At 73.5% G+C, this 21,005-nt stretch carries 14 protein-coding genes; 9 read left to right on the top strand and 5 right to left on the bottom strand.

All coding sequences use genetic code 11. From position 1 onward, the window contains the following. Positions 1-95 precede the first annotated feature (95 nt). The 3 genes from ACQPWW_RS19685 to ACQPWW_RS19675 all read right to left on the bottom strand — a co-directional run bounded on the left by ACQPWW_RS19685 (position 96) and on the right by ACQPWW_RS19675 (position 3,080). A complete protein-coding gene (locus ACQPWW_RS19685) occupies positions 96-980 on the bottom strand; it encodes an alpha/beta fold hydrolase (RefSeq protein ID WP_433124529.1) in 885 nt (294 codons plus the stop codon). Positions 981-1,093: 113 nt separating this feature from the next. Next, positions 1,094-2,017 (bottom strand): RNA polymerase sigma factor, encoded by a 924-nt coding sequence (locus ACQPWW_RS19680; RefSeq protein WP_433124527.1) that lies wholly within the window; start codon positions 2,015-2,017, stop codon positions 1,094-1,096. A gap of 94 nt (positions 2,018-2,111) precedes the next feature. After that, positions 2,112-3,080, bottom strand: a complete 969-nt coding sequence (locus ACQPWW_RS19675) for a helix-turn-helix transcriptional regulator (protein WP_433124526.1) — start codon at positions 3,078-3,080, stop codon at positions 2,112-2,114. Between the two features lie 63 nt (positions 3,081-3,143). On the opposite strand from ACQPWW_RS19675, the gene ACQPWW_RS19670 reads away from it, so the two are divergent. From ACQPWW_RS19670 to ACQPWW_RS19660, 3 genes are read left to right on the top strand one after another with little or no spacing between them, the layout of a single operon-like run. Beyond that, the gene (locus tag ACQPWW_RS19670) at positions 3,144-4,277 is read left to right on the top strand and encodes an epoxide hydrolase family protein (protein ID WP_433124524.1); all 1,134 of its coding nucleotides are present in this window, start codon (positions 3,144-3,146) and stop codon (positions 4,275-4,277) included. Continuing rightward, positions 4,274-5,431 carry a winged helix DNA-binding domain-containing protein gene (locus ACQPWW_RS19665; RefSeq protein ID WP_433124523.1) on the top strand — a complete coding sequence of 386 codons (1,158 nt, stop codon included), beginning with the start codon at positions 4,274-4,276 and terminating at the stop codon, positions 5,429-5,431. Before ACQPWW_RS19670 ends, ACQPWW_RS19665 begins: the two co-directional genes overlap by 4 nt. Before the next feature lie 37 nt (positions 5,432-5,468). Next, the gene (locus ACQPWW_RS19660) at positions 5,469-6,212 is read left to right on the top strand and encodes a YqjF family protein (RefSeq protein ID WP_433124521.1); all 744 of its coding nucleotides are present in this window, start codon (positions 5,469-5,471) and stop codon (positions 6,210-6,212) included. Between the two features lie 22 nt (positions 6,213-6,234). On the opposite strand, the gene ACQPWW_RS19655 is transcribed toward ACQPWW_RS19660, so the two are convergent. Continuing rightward, a complete protein-coding gene (locus tag ACQPWW_RS19655) occupies positions 6,235-7,212 on the bottom strand; it encodes an aldo/keto reductase (protein ID WP_433124519.1) in 978 nt (325 codons plus the stop codon). An 83-nt stretch (positions 7,213-7,295) separates the two neighbouring features. Continuing rightward, on the bottom strand, positions 7,296-10,571 hold the full coding sequence (locus ACQPWW_RS19650; protein WP_433124518.1) for a BTAD domain-containing putative transcriptional regulator: 3,276 nt from the start codon (positions 10,569-10,571) through the stop codon (positions 7,296-7,298). A 174-nt stretch (positions 10,572-10,745) separates the two neighbouring features. Between ACQPWW_RS19650 and ACQPWW_RS19645 the strand changes: the two genes are divergently transcribed. The 6 genes from ACQPWW_RS19645 (at position 10,746) to ACQPWW_RS19620 (ending at position 20,992) form a co-directional block, all read left to right on the top strand. Next, positions 10,746-12,005, top strand: coding sequence for an SGNH/GDSL hydrolase family protein (locus ACQPWW_RS19645; RefSeq protein ID WP_433134437.1), 1,260 nt, complete (start codon positions 10,746-10,748; stop codon positions 12,003-12,005). Between the two features lie 133 nt (positions 12,006-12,138). Next, positions 12,139-12,741: a dihydrofolate reductase family protein gene (locus ACQPWW_RS19640; protein WP_433124516.1), complete on the top strand. Its 603-nt coding sequence runs from the start codon at positions 12,139-12,141 to the stop codon at positions 12,739-12,741. 250 nt (positions 12,742-12,991) lie between these two features. Next, positions 12,992-14,377, top strand: a complete 1,386-nt coding sequence (locus tag ACQPWW_RS19635; RefSeq protein ID WP_433124515.1) for a cellulase family glycosylhydrolase — start codon at positions 12,992-12,994, stop codon at positions 14,375-14,377. A 216-nt stretch (positions 14,378-14,593) separates the two neighbouring features. Continuing rightward, entirely contained in the window at positions 14,594-17,263 is a 2,670-nt protein-coding gene (locus ACQPWW_RS19630) for a glutamate--cysteine ligase (RefSeq protein WP_433134435.1), read from the top strand. A 99-nt stretch (positions 17,264-17,362) separates the two neighbouring features. After that, positions 17,363-19,141, top strand: a complete 1,779-nt coding sequence (locus tag ACQPWW_RS19625) for an N-acetylglutaminylglutamine amidotransferase (protein ID WP_433124514.1) — start codon at positions 17,363-17,365, stop codon at positions 19,139-19,141. After that, complete coding sequence (locus tag ACQPWW_RS19620) at positions 19,142-20,992, top strand: S9 family peptidase (RefSeq protein WP_433124513.1); 1,851 nt, start codon at positions 19,142-19,144, stop codon at positions 20,990-20,992. The last annotated feature ends 13 nt before the right edge of the window (positions 20,993-21,005 follow it).

Genomic DNA, 21,005 nt, shown 5'->3' with positions numbered 1-21,005 from the left:
CAAAATGCCCAGCCTATGACCGTGCAACGCCGGCGGGCGCGCAGGCCTGCCCGCTGTGACAAACCGACCTCGGGGTCCGGCCGCGCCGCGCCGGGTCAGCGCGTGAGCAGCCCCACCACGGCCTCGGTGAACTCCGCCGGCTGCTCGATGTGGGCGAAGTGCCCGCTCCGCTCCAGCAACACCAGCCGCGAGTCCTTGAGCCCCGCGTGCAACTGCTCGGCCCAGCGCGGGCCACAGATGAAGTCGTACGCCCCGACGATCACCACGACGGGCACGGTGACCTCCGCCAGGTCCTCCCGCACGTCGAAGGGCGTGGGATCCTGCGCGCCGGCCGGCGCCGAGGAGATCCGGACGGCGGCCTGGAACGGGGCGAACTCGTCCTGTCGGCCCCAGAAGTCCGCGAAGTACACCGGGAGGGCGGCGCGCAGGGCGGCCGCCAACGACTCGTCGTCAGTGGCGCCGCCGATCTGGCCGAAGGCGGCCGGGACCGCCGCCGCCTCGGGCCGGTCCGGGTGCCGCTGCGGGTACGCGGCCAGCCCGGCCATCGCCTCGGCCCAGAACTCGGCGCCGGTGACGGGTGAGGTGTCGTACAGGGCGAGACCGGCGACCCGGTCCGGGTGGGCGAGGGCGTACCGCTGGACGACGAAACCGCCGTGCGAGTGCCCGAGGAGGTACACGCGGGGCTCGCCGAGGTGCTCGACGACGGCGTGCAGGAACCGGACATACGTGTCGAGACGGTAGTCGGCGGGGTCGTCGAGACGTCCCGAGGCGCCAGTGCCCACCGGCTCGACGTACACCATCGTGAAGTGCTCCTCCAGGCTCGGCGTCCGCAGGTAGGACCACTCGATGCCGGGGCCGCCGGAGTGCGCCACGCACACCGGGCCGGTGCCGGCGACGTGGTAGACCTGCCGGACGCCGTCGACGGTGAAGGTGTGGGCGCCCGGTGCGAGGGCACTGGTGTCGTGGCTGATGGAACCCATGAGCTAACTCCCGATCCGAGACCCGCGCGGCGTGTGCCGGCGCGGCAACTGGTGCATGACGCGGACCAGATGCGCGGGCGGCGGGAAAAGTTCGCTCGGTCGGGGAGGTTTTTTCAGACCCGCGCCGGGATGGGGTGGAAGAGGGTGAGTTGGCGCACCCGCCCCTCGCGCAGTACCTGCAACCACAGCGCCGCGGGCGGGCAGTGCTCCGGGTCGTCCGGCGGGCTGATCAGGTCGGTCTCCCAGATCAGCACGTCGCCACTGGCCACCACGTTGCGCAGCCGCTGGCGTACCCCGGCGGTCAGGTCGCGGTTCATGCCGTTGACCGCCAGGTCACGGCCGCCGCGCGGGCCGCCCGGCACGATCATCTCGGCGTCCGGCCACCAGCTTTCGCGCACCACCCGGTCGAAGTCGCCGACCATCGCCGTGGCGATCATGTCGCGACCCTCCCGCCAGCGCGAGTCGTTAGCGGTGGCGACGTCCGGGTGCGCCGCGCTCGCCGCCGTGCGGAGGCCGCCGGCGAGCGCCCGGCGGGCGTGGCTGAGGCGGCTGCGGACGGTGCCGACCGGCACGCCACACACGGCCGCGATCTGCTCGTACGAGGACGCGTCGCTGAAGTACCGCAGCAGGGTGACAAGTCGGTCAGATTCGGACAACCGCCCGATGGCGTGCCACACCCAGTCGCGCATCGCACCCCGGTCCAGTGCCTCCTCCGGGGTGGGTGTGTCGGCGGGGCCGGCGAACCACTCCGGCTCGGCGACCGGGACCGCTCTGGGGTCGCGCAACGCCATCCGGCTGTTGTTGCGGACGATGGCCCGCAGCCACGGGCCGACGGCGGCCGGGTCGCGAACCTCGCCGATGCGACGTAACGCCACGACCATGGCGTCCTGCACCGCGTCCTCGGCGTCCGGCCCGTAACCGAGGACGCTCAGCGCCACGGCCCGCATCCCGGCCTCGTGCCGGGCCAGCAGCACCCCGAGCGCGGCCGCGTCTCCCGCTTGGGCGAGCACGACCAGCTCCGCGTCGCTCTGCGTCACGCCCAGTTCCTCCCCAAAAAGCCAGTTTCGCCGGCTTACGCCCCATCAATCGTACGGCGGGCCGGCGTGTCGATGCCCCGAGCCGCTGGCCGTCCTACGCCGCGGAATGGCTGGCGGCGCGGGTGGCCCGGGCGCCGATCTGCCGCAGGTGCGCGACCAACTCCGGCGGCTCGTGCACCTCCAGGTCGCAACCGAGGGTCAGCAGGCGCCACGCCAGCCACTCCAGCGTGTCGGCGTTGCTGCGCAGCCGGCACGAGGTCGCGTCGATCGGCTCCAGCTCGACGCCGGCGCCACCGAGCGGGCCCGCCATCTGCTCGACCGGCGCGTACAGCGTCACCACCGCCCGGTAGACGGGCGTCAGCTCAAGCAGCTTCTCCGTCATGAACGAAGCGGCGTCGGGCGCCGGCAGGCGCCGGGCGGCGACCCGGACCCGGGTGGGCCGCAGGTCGGTGATCCGGTCGACCCGGAAGATCCGCCAGTCGTCGCGGTCGTTGTCGTAGCCCACCAGATACCAGCGCCGACCCGCCGACACCAGCTTGTACGGCTCGACGAGCCGTTCGGTGTCCGCGCCGTCTCGACTGCGGTAGGTGAACCGCAGGCGCTCCCGGTTGTTGACGGCGGCGGCCAGCGCGCTCAGGTGCTCCGGGTCGACAGTCGGTCGGTCCCAGGTGAGCAGCGGTTCGGTGGCCGCCCCCAGCGCGCTGACCCGGTGCCGCAGCCGGGACGGCAGCACCTGTTCGAGCTTCGCCAGCGCCCGTACCGAGGCTTCCTCGATGCCGGCCACCGCGTGACCGGCGGCGGTGCGCAGACCGACAGCGATCGCCACCGCCTCGTCGTCGTCGAGCAGCAGCGGGGGCATCGCCTTGCCGGCGACCAGGCGGTAACCGCCGATCGCGCCCATCGTCGCCCGCACCGGGTAGCCGAGGTCGCGCAGCCGCTCCACGTCGCGGCGGATGGTGCGCAGGCTGACACCGAGCCGGGCGGCCAGTTCGCTGCCGGGCCACTCGCGGGGCGTCTGCAACAGCGACAGAAGGCCCAGCAGTCGGGCGGGGGTGTCGGACACGGCTCCCAGAATGCCAGCGATGTGTGCCAGAAGCTGTCCTATATCGGCCGTAGCGTTTCCGGCATGACGCCCTTCCGCATCGACATCCCCCAGTCCGACCTCGACGACCTGCGTGACCGGCTCTCCCGAACCCGGTGGCCCCGCTCGTTGCCGGGCACCGGCTGGAGCCGCGGGGTGCCGGTGGACTACCTCCGTGAGCTGACCGACTACTGGGCACGTGGTTACGACTGGCGGGCGCACGAGGCGCGCCTCAACGACTTTCCCCAACTCGTCACCGAGATCGACGGCCTCGACGTGCACCTGCTGCACGTCCGCTCGCCGGAGCCGGACGCGTTGCCGCTGCTGCTGACGCACGGCTGGCCGAACTCCGTTGTCGAGTTCACCGAGCTGATCGGCCCGCTGTCCGACCCGCGGGCCCACGGCGGTGATCCCAGCCAGGCGTTTCACGTGGTGGTGCCGTCGGTGCCCGGCTACGGTTTCTCGCAGGCGCCGCCGGCCGGGTTCACGATCGACCGGCTCGCCCGCATGTGGGCCGAGCTGATGGCCCGGCTCGGCTACCACCGCTACGGCACCCAGGGCGGTGACCTCGGCGCGTACGTCGCGCCGCGGGTGGCGGCGGTGGCGCCGGAGCGGGTGGTCGGCGTGCACATCGACGGTGGGTTCGGCTTTCCGACAGCCGCCGACGTGCCGGAGATGAGCACGGCGGAGCGTGCCGAGTGGGAGCAGATGCAGCGGTGGATGAGCGGTGGCGTGGACCACCACGCGCTGCTGCGGGCAGCGCCGCAGACCTTTTCGTACGCCTGGAACGACTCGCCGGTCGGGCTGCTGGCCTGGATGATGCAGAAGTTCAAGGAGTTCACGATGACGGTGCCGACGCCGGAGCAGGCCATCGACCGGGACCACCTGCTCACCAATGTCAGCCTCTACTGGTTCACCGGTACGTCGGGAACGTCGTCGTGGCCCATGTACGAGCGACTCACCGTTGCCGATGATGGCGGTTTCGCGTGGCCGACGGGCCAGCGGCGGGTGCCGTCCGGTGTGTACGGCGGCGGGTCTGCGCTGATGCGCCGCCTCGCCGAGCGGGACAACACCATCGTGCACTGGCCGCAGGGCAACCCGGGCAGCCACTTCGTGGCGATGGACGAGCCGTTGGCGCACGCCGCGGACATCCGCGCGTTCTTCACGGGCCTGCGATGACCGAGCTGAGCTGGGCCCAGGTGTCCGTCCGACGTCTACAACGACACCGGCTCTCCCCGTCGGCGGCGGACGCGGCACCGGACGCCGGGCGCATCGCCGAGGTGGTGTCGACGATGTGCGGCGCGCACGCCCAGATCGCCTCCGCAGCCGAGCTGTCCATCGGGCTGCGGGTGCCGGGCGCGACCCGCGCCCTGGTGCGCCGGGCACTGTGGACGGAACGCACACTGGTCAAGACCCGGGGGCCGCGCGGAACGGTGCACCTGCTCGCCGCGGCGGACCTGCCGATGTGGGTGGGCGCGCTGTCCGCGTTGCCGGCCCCGTCCTGGGAGCGGAGTGTGGTCCTGCTGACGCCCCGGCAGACCGACCAGGTCCTCGCGGCCATCGCCGACGCGGTCGCCGAGGCCGACCTGACCACCGCCGAGCTGACCGAGGAGATCGTCGCCCGTACCGGCCCGTGGGCGGGTGATCTGGTCATGGAGGCGTTCCAGGACACCTGGCCCCGGTGGATCGCCGCGATGACCGCCGCGACCCGGGGCGGGGTGGTCTGCTTCGGCCCGAATCGTGGTCGGGTCACCACGTACACCAGCCCGGCCCGGTGGCTGCCCGACTTCGCGCCGATGCCCGGTCGCGCCGCCCTGGCCGCCCTCGTCCGCAGCTACCTGTACGCGTACGGGCCGGCCACCCCGGCGCAGTTCGCGAGGTGGTTGGGGGTGCCGCCGGACTGGGCGACGTGGCTGTTCGACTCGGCCGATCTGGCCGAGGTGACGGTGGAGGGCAGCCGGGCCTGGGTGGCCGCCGACGACACCGAGTTCCCCGACGATCGACCGTCCGGGGTGCGGCTGCTGCCCTACTTCGACGCGTACGTGGTGGGCTGCCACCCCCGTGAGCGGCTCTTCCCCGGTGCCGCCGCCGAGCGGGCCCTCGCCGGTGGTCAGGCCGGCAACTATCCGGTGCTGCTTGTGGACGGGGTGGTCGCCGGTGTGTGGCACCAACGCCGCTCCGGGCGCTCGATCCGGGTCACCGTCGAGCCGTTGCGGGCGCTCGACGCCGCCCGGCAACGGGCGCTGGGGGAGGAGGTCGAACGGGTCGGCGAGATCCTGGAGGGTAGGGCGTCGCTGACCATCGGCACCATCAGTGTCGGCCCGCACGCCTGAGACCACGCCGGCCCACCGCCTGGGCGAAGATGAGAGTGTGCACCCCGAACCGGTCGACCACTCGCCCCGGCAGTCGTTCCCCTGGGCGGTCCTGGGTCAGCGCTGGGAGGATCTCACCTTCCTGCACTGGGCTGTCGCTCCGGAGCTCGTCGCACCGCTGCTGCCCGCCGGCACCCGTCCGGACATCCTGGACGGGGTCAGCTACGTCGGCCTGATCGGTTTTCGGATGGTCGGGCTGGGCTTCGGCCGGGGCCCCGGGGTGCCCTACTTCGGCACGTTCTGGGAAACCAACGTCCGGCTCTACTCGGTCGACGACACCGGCCGGCGGGCCGTCGTGTTCCGGTCGCTCGACGCGTCCCGCCTGGTGCCGGTGCTTGTGGCGCGGGTGACGCTGCGGCTGCCGTACCTCTGGTCGTCGATGCGGATGGACCGCGACGGTGACCGTCTCACCTACCGGTGCCGGCGACGGTGGCCCGGCCCGGCGGGCACGACGAGCCGGATGGCGGTGCGGGTGGGGGAGCGGATCGTCGACCCGACCCCCCTGGAGCACTTCGTCACCGCGCGCTGGGGGCTGCACACGCGGGCTCACGGGCGCACCCTGCACCTGCCGAACTGGCATCCGCGCTGGCCGCTGCACCGGGCCGAGCTGCTGCACCTGGACGACGAGCTGGTCGCCGCCGCCGGGTTGCCGACACCGGTCGGGCCGCCGGTCAGCGTGCTCTACTCGCCCGGCGTCGGGGTCAGGTTCGGCCCGCCGGTGGCACTGCGGCGGCCCGGCTGAGTAGTGCCGGGCCGCCGCGGCCTCAGTAGCGACCGCCCTCGGGTGCGGGCAACGCGTCCAGGTCGGCGAGATCTTCGGCGCTGAGCCGCACGTCGCCGGCGGCGCAGTTGTCCACCAGGTACTTCGGGGTCTTGGTGCCCGGGATCGGGATGACCCGGTCCCCCTGGGCGAGCACCCAGGCGAGGGCGACCTGCGCGGGGCTGGCCCCGGCCCGGTCGGCGATCTCGCGGACCCGGGCGACGATGGCGAGGTTGGCGCGCAGCGCGTCCTGTTGGAAACGCGGCAGGCCGCGACGGAAGTCGTCGGCGGGCAGATCGTCGAACGAGGTGAACCGGCCGGCGAGGAAGCCGCGACCGAGTGGGGAGAACGGCAGGAAGGCGATGCCCTGCTCGGCGCAGTACGGCAGCACCTCGGTCAGCGGGTCGCGGGTCCACAGCGACAGTTCGGACTGCACCGACGCCACCGGGTGCACCGCCTGGGCCCGCACGATCTGGGTCACGGTGACCTCGGACAGCCCGATCTGCCGGGCCTTGCCCGCCGCGACGACCTCCGCCATCGCACCCCAGGAGTCCTCGATGGGCACCTCCGGGTCGACCCGGTGCAGCTGGTAGAGGTCGACGTGGTCGGTGCCCAGCCGGCGCAGGCTGTCGTCGATCGCCCTGCGGATGTGCTCCGGGCGGCCGTTGTTGCCGATCGTGGGGGAGTTGCCGGGACCACCGGCGGGGGAGGTGGCCACCAGCCCGGCCTTTGTCGCCAGGACGGCACGCTCGCGGTGACCGCCGGCCAGCGCCCGTCCGACCAGCTCCTCATTTGTGTACGGCCCGTACACGTCCGACGTGTCGATCAGCGTGGCGCCCAGGTCCAGGGCCTTGTGGATGACAGCGATCGACGTGTCGTCGTCGCGCGGGCCGGTGATGTCGTAGCCGTGGCTCATGCCCATGCAGCCGAGGCCGATGACGCCGACCTCGGGGCCTGCGCTGCCCAGCGTGGTGGTTCGCATGCGCCCTACGCTACGACCGGCGCGGGCGGCCCGCACCCGACGTGCCGGGCCAGCGGTCGCGGCCGGCCACGCCGGGTGGGTCCCTAGCGGTGCAGGGCCGAGCCCGACCGGTGCACGACGCGACGGATCTCCTCGGGCGACAGCCGCCGTCCCTGCTCGTAGGCCGTCGCGAAGTCCTCGTCACCCAACGCCGCCACGGCCCGCGCGGTCGCCCGCTCGACGTCGGGTCGATCGGCCGGCGCCAGCGGGAGCCCCGTCGCCTCCCGGCTCGCCGCCGCCGCGCCCAGCAACCGGGCCGCGTCCTGTGGTCGGTCACCGGCGGCGGCCACGCCGACCAGGACCTGCCACGGTGCCTGGTCGGCGCCGAGTTGTACGGCGACCTCGGCGGCCCGCAGGTGCCAGTCCAGGGCCGCCCCCCGGTCACCGCGCAGCTCGGCGACGTACCCCAGCTCGCCCAGGACCCCGGTCAGGTAGAGCGGCTGTCCGGGACCGTCCTGCTGCCGCCCGGCCGCGTCCAGCAGGTTGCGCAGGTGGGCCTCCGCCGTGTCGAGGCTGCCCGCGCGGCGCGCGGCGGCGGCGAGACACAGCTCCGCGAACACGATGCCGAGCGGCGCCCCCTGCTCGGTGGCCAGCCGCAGCCCACGACCGCTGAGCTGCCGCGCCCGCGGGTAGTCGCCCCGCTGCAACGCCACCCAGCCCAACCAGCAGAGCTGCCCGGCCACCTCGAACCCGAGTCCCAGGTCCTCGGCGACGCGCAGGCCCTCCTGGTACAGCCGATCGGCCTGCTCGTAGTCCCCGGCCATGCCCGCCTGGGCGCCGAGCCACTCGGTGGCCTGCAACAGCCCCCACCGGTCGCCGAGCCGGCGGAACAGCGCCGCGCTCTCCGCCCCGGCGCTCACCACCATCGCCCCGTCGCCCCGGACGTGCGCATGCTTGGCCCGCAGGCCCAGGGTGGCGGCCACCACCCACTCGTCGCCCAGCACGCGCGCCTCGGTGAGGACCCGGTCGAGCAACTCGCCGGTGGCCGCCACGTCACCGAGGTCGACCTCCGCGTAGGCGAGAAACCACTGCGCCCGGAGCCGGCCGTGCGGGTCGTCGACGCCCTCGTACCGCCGGACCGCGGCGTGGTGGCGACCGGCCCAGTCCGCGACGTCGCCGGACAGGAGGGCGAAACCCAGGTGCCACGCCGCGGCGCGGGCGCGCTGGGCGGTGGACCCGTCCGGCGCGCAGTCCAGGGCCGCCGCGAGTCGCCGCCGGGCCTCGGCGAACCGGCCCCGCAGGAACCAGTACCAGCTCAGCGCGGTGGCCAGGCGCAGCGCGAGGTCCCCGTCGCGCTGGCGTACCGCGGCGTCCAGCGCCCCGCGCAGATTGGCGGACTCGGCGTCGAGCTGCCGCAGCCACGAGAGCTGACCCGGACCGTGCAGGTGCTCGTGCGCCCGGTCGGCCAGATCGGCGAGGTGCCGGTGGGCGCGCGCGTGGATCTCGTCGAGCTCGCCGGCCGCGCGCATCTGCTCCGCGCCGAAGGCGGCGACCGACTCCAGCAGCCGGTAGTGCGGGCTGCCGTCGCGCGGCGCGACGACGACCAGACACCGGTCGACGAGTCGGGCCAGCAGATCCGCGATGCTCGCGGCGGGCACGCCGTCGGGCGCGCAGACGGCCCGCACCGCGTCCACGCGACCCCCGTCGGCGTACGCGGCCAGCCGCCGCAACACCACCCGTTCCGGCTCGGTGAGCAGTTGCCAGCTCCAGTCGAGCATCGCCAGCAGCGTCCGCTGGCGGGCGGGTACGCCCCGGTGCCGGGCGCCCAGCAACCGGAACCTGTCGTTGAGCCCGGCGACCAGACCCGGCACGCCCAGCCCGCGGACCTGGGTGGCGGCCAGCTCCAGCGCCAGCGGGATCCCGTCGAGCCGCCGACACACCGTGGCGACGGCTGCCGCGTTCTGCGCGGTGAGCACGAATTCCCGGTCCGCGGCGGTCGCCCTGGCGACGAAGAGCCGTACCGAGCCGGAGCGTTGCAGGGCAGCCAGGTCCGTGCCGCCGGACGGGTCGGGAACCGGCAGCGGCGGGACGGCCCACACGACCTCGCCGGACAACCCGAGCGGTTCGCGGCTGGTCGCCAGCACGTGCACCCCGGGCGCCGCCCGCAGCAGCGCGGCGGTCACCTCCGCGACCGGTTCCACCAGGTGCTCGCAGTTGTCAAGCACGAGCAGGAGCCGTCGGTCGCGCAGCACGCGGGCGAGCCGGTCGATCGGCGCGAGGGCGGTGCCCGCTTCGGCGGCGTCCCGGACGTCGAGCACCGCCAGCACCAGGTCCGCCAACGCGTCCACCGTTTCGGGCGCGTCGGACCGGGCGACTCCCGCCAGCTCGACAAGCACCACCCCGTCCGGGTACGCGGCCGTCCGGGCGCGGGCGACCGCCAGGGCGAGTCGGGTCTTGCCGACCCCGCCGACGCCGATGAGGGTGACCAACCGGTTGCGCCCCGGCTCCGCCAGCTCGGTGATCGCCGCCTCGCGACCGATCAGCTCGGTCAACGGGGTCGGCAGGTTCGTCCGGGTGGGAGCGACTGGCTCGGCCGCCCGGTGGACCGTGTCGAGGGCTGCTGGTGGTGTGGCGAGCGCCGGATCGTGGGCGAGAATGGCCCGCTGCAACGCGACAAGCTCGGGGCCCGGATCAAGCCCCAGCTCCTCCCGAAGCCGGACCCGCAGCTCGTCGTAGCTGCCCAGCGCCTCGGACTGCCGTCCCGCCCGGTACAGGGCGAGCATGTGCAGCCCACGGGCACGTTCGCGCATCGGCTGCCGGGCGAGCAGGTCGCCGAGGTCACCGGCGACCGCCCCGTGCTCGCCCAACGCCAGGCGGTCGTCGAGACAGTCCTCCAGGGCGAGGAGCCGCTGCTCCTCCAGACCGGCGGCCGCCGCGGCGGTGAACGACTCGTCGCGGAAGTCGGCGAAGGCCGGCCCCCGCCACAGGGCCAGTGCCGTCGTGAAGAGCGCGACGCGAGATCGGATGTCCCGCGCGCCGCGCGCCTCCGACACCAGCCGGTGGAAGCGGCGCGAGTCCACCTCGTCGTGCTCGACCAGGATCCGGTAACCGGGTGGCGGCGACCGCACCAGCTCCCGACCACCGGGCTCGGCCTCGGCCAGCACCCGGCGCAGCTGAGACACCTTCACCGACAGCGCCGCGGCGGCGTTCGTCGGCGGGGCGTCACCCCACAGGTAGTCGATGAGCCGATCCGCCGCAACCGGCTGCCCCTCGTGCAGCAGCAACGCGGCGAGCAGGGCCCGGACCTTCAACCCCGGGACGGGAACCACGGCCCCGTCGGTGGTCCACACCGTCAACGGGCCCAGCACCCCGAACCGCATGGCGGCCAGGATACGGCGCTGCCCACCGTCTGGAGGACCGGCCGGCCGGTCGGCACCGCCAGCACACCGTAAAGAAACGGTAAGGCGCCCGGAGCAGGGTGAACCCCATCGGTCGGCCACCGCGAGCGGGCCGTTCACCCACCAGCAGATTCCCGAAGGGACACTCCCGTGTCGATGTCGACAGGTCGCCTCCTCCCCGTACTCACCGCCCTGGTCCTGCTGGCACCGGCCGCCCCGGCGAACGCCGCGACCGGCCGCGCCAACCCGGACAACTGGTCGGCGGCCTGGTCGGCCGCCCACCACCACCCCGTGCCGGGCAACGACTGGTTCGGCGCGAACTGGTCAGTGCCCGGCTTCGCCGACGAGTCGGTCCGGCAGGTGGTCCGGGTCAGCGCCGCCGGTTCCCTGATCCGGATCCGGGTGTCCAACCGGTACGGCAGCCAACCGCTGCGACTGACCGGCGCCACAGTGGGCCGGCCGGACGCCGGTGCGGCGGTACGGCCCGGCACCCTGCTCCCGGTCACCTTCGACCGGCGGCGCTCGACCACCGTGGCCGCCGGCGCCGAGACCACCTCCGACCCGGTGCTCCTGCCGGTACGGGCGCTGGAGGCGCTCACCGTGACGCTGTACTTCGCCGGCGCCACCGGCCCGGCGACCTACCACCAGGACGGACTCACCAGCACGTACCGCGCGACGGGTGACCACCGCTTCGACCACCGGGCCGCCGCGTTCGCCGGCGAGACCAGCCAGTCGTGGTACCACCTGACGGGAGTGGACGTCGCCGGGTCGCCGAACACCAGAGGCACGGTGGTGACGTTCGGTGACTCGCAGACCGACGGCTACGGTTCCACGCCGGGGGCCGACAACCGTTACCCGGACCAGTTGGCCGAGCACCTGGTCGCCGCCGGTCGCCCGCTGGCCGTGGCCAACGCCGGCATCGGCGGCAACAAGCTGCTCACCGACTCGCCGTGCTTCGGCGAGCGGGGCGTCGACCGGTTCCGCCGCGACGCCCTCGGACAACCGGGCGTGCGCACGGCGGTCGTCCTGATCGGCATCAACGACATCAGCGGCGGCGGCTACCCCGACTTCGGCTGTGGCGCCTCACCGACGATCACCGCCGCCGCACTCGTCGAGGGCCACCGGGCGCTGATCCGGGCCGCCCGCGCCCACCGGGTCACCGTCATCGGCGCCACGATGCCGCCGATGAAGGGCTCCGCGGGCTACACCCCGGAGAAGGAGCAGGTACGCGACGAGGTGAACCACTGGATCCGCACCAGCGGCGCGTACGACGCCGTCGTCGACCTCGACCGGATCCTCGCCGATCCGGCCGACCGGGACGCCCTGCGACCCGCCTACGACCACGGGGACTTCCTGCACCTCAACGACGCCGGGGCGAGCGTCGCCGCTGCCGCCGTCGCCGCCCGGATCCGCTGAACCAGCCGGTCGAGTGGGAAAGAATCAGCTGGACGTGTCGAGAGCGGCGGCGCTGGCTTCGACCACGGGGTGAGGGCCGGACACACCCGGCCCCACCCCACGGCCGACACGGCACAGACCAAGGAGTGGATCGATGACGAAGGTGACGACCGGGGCGACGATGTCGTTGGACGGCTACATCGCGGACCCGTCCCACGGTGGCTTCGAGTACCTCTTCCAGTGGTACGGCAACGGCGACGTCGAGACGCCGACGGCCAACCCGGAGATGACGTTCCGGACGTCCGCGGCGAGTGCCCGGCACCTGCGGGACCTCAACGAGCGGACCGGAGCGCTGGTCGTCGGCCGGCGGCTGTTCGACATGACAAACGGGTGGGGCGGCCGGCACCCGATGGACGTGCCCGTCGTGGTGGTCACGCACAGCGTGCCGGCGGGCTGGGAGCCGGAGAACGAGTCCTTCGTCTTCGTCACCGACGGCATCGTCAGCGCCATCGACCGGGCGAAGGCGCTCGCCGGTGACAAGGAGGTCGGCGTCAACGGCGGCACCATCGCGGCCCAGGTCGTCGAGGCCGGCCTGCTCGACGAGGTGCACGTCGATCTCGTCCCGGTGGTGCTCGGCGGCGGCGTCCCCCTCTTCGCCGACCTGAAGATCGCGCCACTCCAGCTCGACGGCCCCCTGCGCGTCGTCGAGGGCACCGGCGTCACCCACCTGGCCTACCGGGTACGCCGCACGGCCTGAGCGCACCGGGGACCGGCCCGGCCGGGCCGGTCCCCGCTCGAGCCGAACCGTCGTCGTCCTGCGGCTCTGGCGGACTCGGGACCCAGGGCGGGACCATCGGGCCGCACTGAGTCCGACGAGCGGCCGACGCCCCGGCCAGCGAGAAATCAGCGGCCCGAACTTGAACCGAATAGCGAATGATCGATATTGTCTGCCGCAGGCGCCGCCCCGCCCCAGGCCATCACCGTCGATTGACCGAAGCGGGTTCAGCATGCGCGCACTGAGACTTGTCACGACTCTGGCCGTCGCCGGCCTGCTCGCCGGTGCGGTGGCGATCGTCGCCACACCGGCCAGCGCGGCGACCGTCGTGTTCTCCGTGACCAACAACTGGGGCAGTGGCTACCAGGGGCAGGTCACCGTCACCAACAACACCGCCACGCAGATCAGCGGTTGGCGAGTCGAACTCGACCTGCCGGCCGGAACGAGCATCAGCCAGTCGTGGAACGCCCAACAGACCACCTCGGGCAACCACTACACCTTCAGCAACGTGTCGTGGAACGGCACTCTCGGCGCCGGTGCGTCGACGTCGTTCGGCTTCCTCGTCAACGGCTCCGGCACCCCGGTGAACTGCACAGTCAACGGCAGCAGCGTGTCCTGCACCGGCGGCACACCGCCCACGACCCCGCCTCCCACCACCCCGCCGCCCACGACGCCGCCGCCCACCACCCCGCCTCCGACGACCCCGCCGCCGACCACCGGCACGCCGGTGCAGCGGTACGGGCAGCTACGGGTGTGCGGCACGACGATGTGCGACAGGTCCGGCGCGCGGGTGCAGTTGCGCGGCGTCAGCAGCATGTGGCTCAACTGGGAGACCGCCCCGTACGCCGAGAACCTCTCCGCGCTGACCTGGATGCGGGACAACTGGAACCTCCAGGTGATCCGCGCGGCGATGGGCGTGGAGCCGGCCGGCGCGTACCTGAGTGACCCGGGCAGGGCGCGGGCGCAGGTGGAGACCATCATCAACAACGCCGTCAGCGCCGGGGTGTACGTGATCGTCGACTGGCACGCGCACGAGGCGCAGAACAACCAGTCCCAGGCGGTGGCGTTCTTCGGCGACCTGGCCCGCCGCTACGGGCACCTGCCCAACGTCATCTGGGAGCCGTACAACGAGCCGTTGCAGGTGAGCTGGACCAACGTCATCAAGCCGTACCACCAGGCGGTGGTCGCGGCGATCCGCGCCGCCGACCCGGACAACATCGTCGTGCTCGGCACGCCGACCTGGTCGCAGGACGTCGACGTGGCGGCGGCCAGCCCGGTGACCGGCACCAACCTGATGTACACCCTGCACTTCTACTCGTGCACCCACGGCGCGTCGCTGCGGTCCAAGGGTGACGCGGCGATCCGTGCCGGCCTCGCGCTCTTCGTCACCGAGTGGGGCGCCAGCAACGCCGATGGCGGCCTCGACGGCCGGTCCTGCCTGCCGGAGGCACAGTCCTGGATCGACTGGATGAGGGCGAACGGCATCTCCTGGACGGCGTGGAAGCTCGACGTCGGCACCGACACCACCAACCTGCTCAGCCCCGGCGCGCCGGTGACCGGTGGGTGGACCAACTACCTGCACGGCCATGCGCCGTTCGTGGTGGCGAACATGAGGTGACCTCGGCCCTCGATCGTTCAGGGCCAACCCGTGGCGGGGCATCCGGGCCGGCGGATGCCCCGTCACGGGCGACCCCCTGCGGGCGGCCCGCGAGGTGCCGCTGAGCGGGCCGGTGAGAACGGTCCGCCACCTTAACGCACCCGAAACACACCCGGTACCAACCCTGGGAACGCTCGTCGGACAGCCACGACCACCGATACGCGAACCGGGGTGACCATGGCCGACAACACCACGAACGCGCCGACGTTCGACGGGCCGATCAGCCGATCCGGCAACGGCCGGGCACTGCCCACGCCGCGCGCCAACCCGGCCGCGACCCTCGACGACGGCGACCCGGCGGATCTCGCCACGATCGGTGTGGAGGAGGAGTTCCACGTCGTCGACCTGCACACCAGGGAACTGGTGCCCCGGGCCGGGGAGTTGCTCGACCGGCTACCGGCCGACTCGTTCACCGCGGAGTTGCAGCGCAGCGTGGTGGAGACCAACACCGCGGTCTGTCGCACCCTGGACGAGATCCGCGCCGAGCTGACCCGGCTGCGCCAGCTTGCCGTCCAGGTCGCCGACCGGGCCGGGCTGGGCATCGTGGCCGCCGGCACGGTGCCGTTGCGCGCCGAGGGCGACCCGAGCGTCACCCCCACCTCCCGTTACCGCCGGATGCTCGACGAGTACCAACTGCTCGCGCGGGAGCAGTTGATCTGCGGTGCGCAGGTGCACGTCGGGGTGTCCGACCGGGACCTGGCCGTCGCTGTCACCCGCCGGGTCCAGCCATGGCTGCCGGTGCTGCTCGCCCTGTCGACCAGCTCGCCGTACTGGATGGGTCAGGACAGCGGCTACGCCAGCGTCCGGTCGCTGGTCTGGCAGCGCTGGCCCACGGCGGGTGACCCGGGCGAGGTGACAAGCGCGGCGGATCACGAGGCGTTGGTGGCCGAGCTGATCTCGTCCGGCACGATCACCGACCCTGCCATGATCTACTTCGATGTCCGGCCGTCGGCCCACGTGCCCACCGTGGAGCTGCGGATCACCGACGCCAACGCCGACGTGGAGACCATCGTCCTGCTCACCGGGCTGTTCCGGGCGTTGGTCCGGCGGGAGGTCGCCGCCCTGCGCGCCGGGGTGGAGCGCACCGCCGTGCGGCCCCCGGTCCTGCGCGCCGCCGTGTGGCGGGCGGCCCGCTCCGGGCTCGAGGGTGACCTGCTCGACCTGCCCCGCTCGGCCCGGCCGGTGCCGGCCGCCGAGGCGGTCCGCCGCCTGGTGACCGACCTGCGCCCGCAGTTGGAGGCGACCGGTGACGGGGAGCAGATCCGGGAGCTGACCCGGTACGCCCTGGAGCGCGGCAGCTCCGCCGCGCGGCAACGACGGGCGTACGAGCGCCGCGGCCGGCTGGCCGACGTGGTGGACCTGCTCCTCGACGAGACCCGGGGCCGGGTCCGCGAGGCCCCGCCGGGCGCGCCCACACCGCCGGCGCTGTCCACGTACGCCGATGCCGGCGACGAGGTCTTCGGAACGGCCGGGCCGGAGCCGGCGTACGCCCCGATCCTGGCGGCCCTGCGCCACCTCGGCGCCGGCGTCCTCCGGCAACGCGAGCACGACCGGGACGAGGAGCAGCGCGCGCGGGGCGTGACGTTCAGCGTGGCCGGCGAGGCGAGCACCCGACTGTTCCCCGTCGACCTGGTGCCGCGCGTGGTGCCGGCCGCCGACTGGCAGACCCTGCGCACCGGCCTGGTGCAACGCGCCCACGCCCTGGACGCCTTCCTCCGGGACGTCTACGGCGACCGGGCCGTGGTGGCCGACGGCGTGGTGCCGGCGTGGGTGGTGGAGTCCTCACCCGGGCTGCGCCCGACCGGCGCGCTGATGGGCCGGCGGGGCACCCGCGCCCAGGTGTCCGGGACCGACCTCGTCCGGGACCCGGACGGCGGCTGGTACGTCCTGGAGGACAACCTGCGGGTGCCGTCCGGGATCGGCTACGCGGTGCAGAACCGCCGGCTGACCCAGGCGGTGCTACCGGAGCTGCCGGTGCCGGAGGACCTGCTGTCCGCCGACGAGACGCCGGCGATGCTGCACCGGGCGCTGCTCGCCGCCGCGCCCGCCGCGGCCGACGATCCCGCCGTGGTGGTGCTCAGCAGCGGCCCGGGTGACCCGGCGTGGTTCGAGCACCGTTTGCTCGCCGACGAGATGGGTGTGCCGCTGACCGAGACCGGCGACCTGCTGGTGCAGGAGGGGCGGGTCTGGCTGGTCCGCGCCGGCACCCGCGGCCGGGTCGACGTGATCTACCTGCGGATGGACGAGGAGGCGCTGCTGCACGCGCCCGGCGCCGACGGGGTGCCGCTGGGCTGGCCGTTGCTCGCGGCGGTGCACGCCGGACGGCTCACGCTGGCCAACGCGCTGGGCAACGGCGTCGGCGACGACAAGGCGCTGTACGCGTACGTGCCCCGGCTGATCGAGTACTACCTGGGCGAGAAGCCCCTGCTGGGGGACGTGCCGACGTACCTGTGCGGGCTGCCCGAGCAGCGGGCCGAGGTGCTGGACCGGCTCGACCAGTTGGTGCTCAAACCCGTCGACGGGTACGGCGGCGACCGCGTGGTGATCGGCCCGCGGGCCGAGGCGGAGGAGTTGGACGCCGTCCGGGAGCAGATCCTCGCGGCCCCGCACCGGTGGATCGCCCAGGAGATGGTCTCGCTCACCACCCACCCGGTGTTCGACGGCACGGCTCTCGCTCCCCGCCACGTCGACCTGCGGGCGTTCGTGTTCCTCGGCGAGAAGGCCGAGGTCGCGCCGGTGGCGCTGACCCGGGTGGCGCCGGCCGGCAGCATGATCGTCAACTCGTCGCGAGGCGGTGGGTCGAAGGACACCTGGCTGCTCGGCGGAACCGCGCAGAATTCGGTGTAACGCACGGTTGACCTACCCGTCATCGGTACGCAACCCGGTCCGCCAAACCTGGACCGGTCAGCGGCCCGAGCGGATCCGAGCCGATGAGAGGTGAGTGCCATGTGCGGTATCGGAGGCGAGTTACGCCTCGACGGGGCGCCACCGGACCTGGCCGCCGTCGAGCGGATGCTCCCCGCCCTGACCTCCCGGGGCCCGGACGGGGAGGGGCGGTGGCAGCACGGGCCGGTGGCCCTGGTGCACCGTCGGTTGCGCATCATCGACCTCTCCGACGCCGGCGCCCAGCCCATGGTCGACCCCGAGCTGGGCCTGGCCGTGGTCTTCAACGGCTGCGTCTACAACTACCGGGAGCTGCGCGACGAGCTGACCGCCCTCGGCTACTCCTTCCGGTCGACCTCCGACACGGAGGTGATCCTGAAGGCGTACCACCGGTGGGGGACGGCCTGCGTCGAACGGTTCTACGGGATGTTCGCGTTCGCCCTTGTCGAGCTGGCCACGCACACGGTGGTGCTGGCCCGCGACCGGCTCGGCATCAAGCCGCTCTACCTGACCGAGGGGCCGGGACGGATCCGCTTCGCCTCGACCCTGCCGGCGTTGCTCGCCGCCGGTGACGTGGACACCGACCTCGACCCGGTGGCGCTGCACCACTACATGACCTTCCACTCGGTGGTGCCCCCGCCGCGCACGATCCTCGCCGGGGTCCGCAAGCTCCCACCGGCCACCGTGCGGGTGATCACCGCGGACGGCCGGAGCACCGACACGCGTTACTGGCAGCCGGAGTTCAGCCGGGCCGCAGCCGCCCCGATGTCCGCCGACGAGTGGCAGGAACGGATCATGGCGGCGTTGCGCACCGCCGTACGCCGACGGATGGTCGCCGACGTGCCGGTCGGGGTGCTGCTCTCCGGCGGTCTCGACTCCAGCCTGATCGTCGCGCTGCTGGCCGAGCAGGGCCAGACCGGGTTGGCCACCTTCAGCATCGGGTTCGAGGCGGCGGCGGGGGAGAGCGGCGACGAGTTCCACTACTCCGACCTGGTGGCCCGCCACTTCGACACCGACCACCAGCAGATCCGCATCGGTGCCAGCCGGTTCGTCCCCGCCGTGCACGACGCCATCGCGGCGATGAGCGAGCCGATGGTCAGCCACGACTGCGTCGCGTTCCACCTGCTCTCCGAGGAGGTCTCGCAGCGCATCAGCGTGGTGCAGTCCGGGCAGGGCGCCGACGAGATCCTGGCCGGCTACGACTGGTACCCGCCGATGGCGAACGTGGCCCGCGCGGACGCCGTCGAGGCGTACGCCCGGGTGTTCTTCGACCGTCGCCACGACGCGCTCGCCGGGCACCTGGCACCCGAGTGGATGCTGGACCACGACGCGAGCCTGGAGTTCGTCGCCGCCCACTTCGGCGCGCCCGGCGCGGACACCGCGCTGGACGCGGCGCTGCGCCAGGACAGCCTGGTGATGCTCGTCGACGACCCGGTCAAACGGGTCGACAACATGACGATGTCCTGGGGGCTGGAGGCCCGCGTGCCGTTCCTCGACCACGAGGTGGTCGAGCTGGCCGCCGCCTGCCCACCCGCGCTGAAGCTGGCCCACGGCGGCAAGGGCGTGCTCAAGGCGGCGAGCCGGGGCATCGTCCCGGACGAGGTGATCGACCGGCCGAAGGGCTACTTCCCGGTGCCCGCCATCCGGCACCTCTCCGGCCCACTGCTCGACGACGTCCGGGACGCGCTGACCGCCCAGCCGGCGCGCGAGCGGGGCCTGTTCCGCAAGGACTACCTGGAGGAGTTGCTGGACGCGCCGAACGCCCGGCGGACCACGCTGGGCTCCAACGCGCTCTGGCAGCTCGGGCTGCTGGAGCTCTGGTTGCAGCGGATCGGGGTTTAGATGAGCGTACGGACCGAGGTGCCGCGCACCACCCGACGGGCCCGGCCCGCGAGTCACCGCCCCGCGCCGCCGTCGCTGTCGCCGCACGGCGAGGACTTCGCGCCCGCGCCGTCCCCGGACGGCCGCCGGGTGGCGTACCTCTCCGACCGGGCCGGCGCCCCGGGCGTCTGGGTCCGCGACGTCGACGCCGCCGAGGCGGTGGCGCTGCCCACCGGTGACGAGCCGGTGCTGGCGCTGAGCTGGTCCCCGGACGGGCGGTGGCTGGCCTGCGTCGTCGCCCCCGGTGGCGCGCCCCGCACCGAGCTGTGGGTGCTGCGCCCGGACGGTTCGCGACGCCGCCAGGTCGCCGGGTTCGGCAGGCGCAGCGCCGCGCTGGCCGGCTGGCTGCCCGACGGCGCGGTCCTGATGGTCACCGAGACCGACGAGCAGGGCCGGGCCGTCCTTGTCGACGCGGGCACCGGGCACCGGCGGGTCCTCGCCGAGGGCAACCTGCTCACGCTCCTGGACGTGACAGCGGACGCCGGCTCCGCGCTGCTGCGCCGTGGCCCCCGCAACGCCCGCTGGTTGGAACTGCTCGACGTGGCCACCGGCGTTCGGCGGCGATTGTTTCCGGACACCGGCCAGGGCAGCACCGACCAGGGCTGGTTCGGCCCGGACGGCACGAGCGTGCTGGCCCGCACCGACGCGTTCTCGGAGCTCGCCGCGCTGGTGCGGGTCGACCTGACCCGACCGGAGCGGACGCCGACCCGGCTCGCCGGGCGGTCGGACGCCGAGTTGGAGCACGTGGCGCGGAGCCCGGACGGGCGCCGTGCCGCGCTGCTGTGGAACACCTACGGCGGGCGCAGCGAGCTGAGCCTGCTCGACCTCACCGACGGCGTGCAGCGGGCCGTCGGCGCGCCCGGGGAGGTGCTCGACGACGTCGTCTTCGCCGCCGGCGGCGACCTGCTCTGCCTGACCGCGCAGGGGCCGGTGCAGCCCCGGGAGGTCTGGCTGGTCGACCCGCCGACCGGCGCGCCGCGCCCGTTGCGGCCGAGCGCCACGACCGCCGGCACGAACGGCGGCGGGGTCGCGCCACAACTTGTCGACCTGCGCGCCCAGGACGGGTTACCGCTCTCCGGCTGGCTCTACCGCCCGGCCGGGCCGGGCCCCTGGCCGACCGCGATCAGCCTGCACGGCGGTCCGGAGGCGCAGGAGCGCCCCGGCTACAACCCGCTGTTCCAGGCCCTCGTGGCGCAGGGTGTCGCGGTGTTCGCGCCCAACGTACGCGGGTCGTCCGGCTTCGGCCGCTCCTTCGTCGCCGCCGACAACCTCGCCGGCCGCTACGGTGCGATCGCCGACGTGGCGGCCTGCGGTGAGTTCCTCGTCGACGCCGGTGTCGCCCGACCCGGTCAGCTCGGCTGTCTGGGCCGTTCCTACGGCGGTTACCTCGTCCTGGCGGTGCTCGTGAACTTCCCCGGGCTGTTCGCCGCCGGGGTCGCCGAGTGCGGCATCTCCGACTTCCACACCTTCTACGCCGGCACCGAGCCGTGGATCGCCGCCGCCGCCGTCAGCAAGTACGGCGACCCGCAGCGGGATGCGGAGCTGCTGCGTGACCTGTCGCCGCTGACCCACATCGACCGGCTGGACGTGCCGGTGCTGCTCATCCACGGCGCGAACGACACGAACGTGCCGGCCGGGGAGTCGGCGCAGGTGGCGCAGGCCCTCGCCGCCCGGGATGTGCCGCACGGGCACCTGGTGCTCACCGGCGAGGGGCACGACTTCCTGGCGCGGGCCAACCAGGAGACGGCCCGTACGGCCACCACCGCCTGGCTGACCCAGCACCTCGCCGTGGCCGCGACCACCGTCGGCTGAGGCGTTATCCTGC

The organism is Micromonospora sp. CA-240977, assembly GCF_050942285.1.
Taxonomy (GTDB): domain Bacteria; phylum Actinomycetota; class Actinomycetes; order Mycobacteriales; family Micromonosporaceae; genus Micromonospora.
The sequence above is the reverse complement of the archived record's forward strand: the minus strand, read 5'-3'. Positions and strand labels throughout refer to the sequence as shown.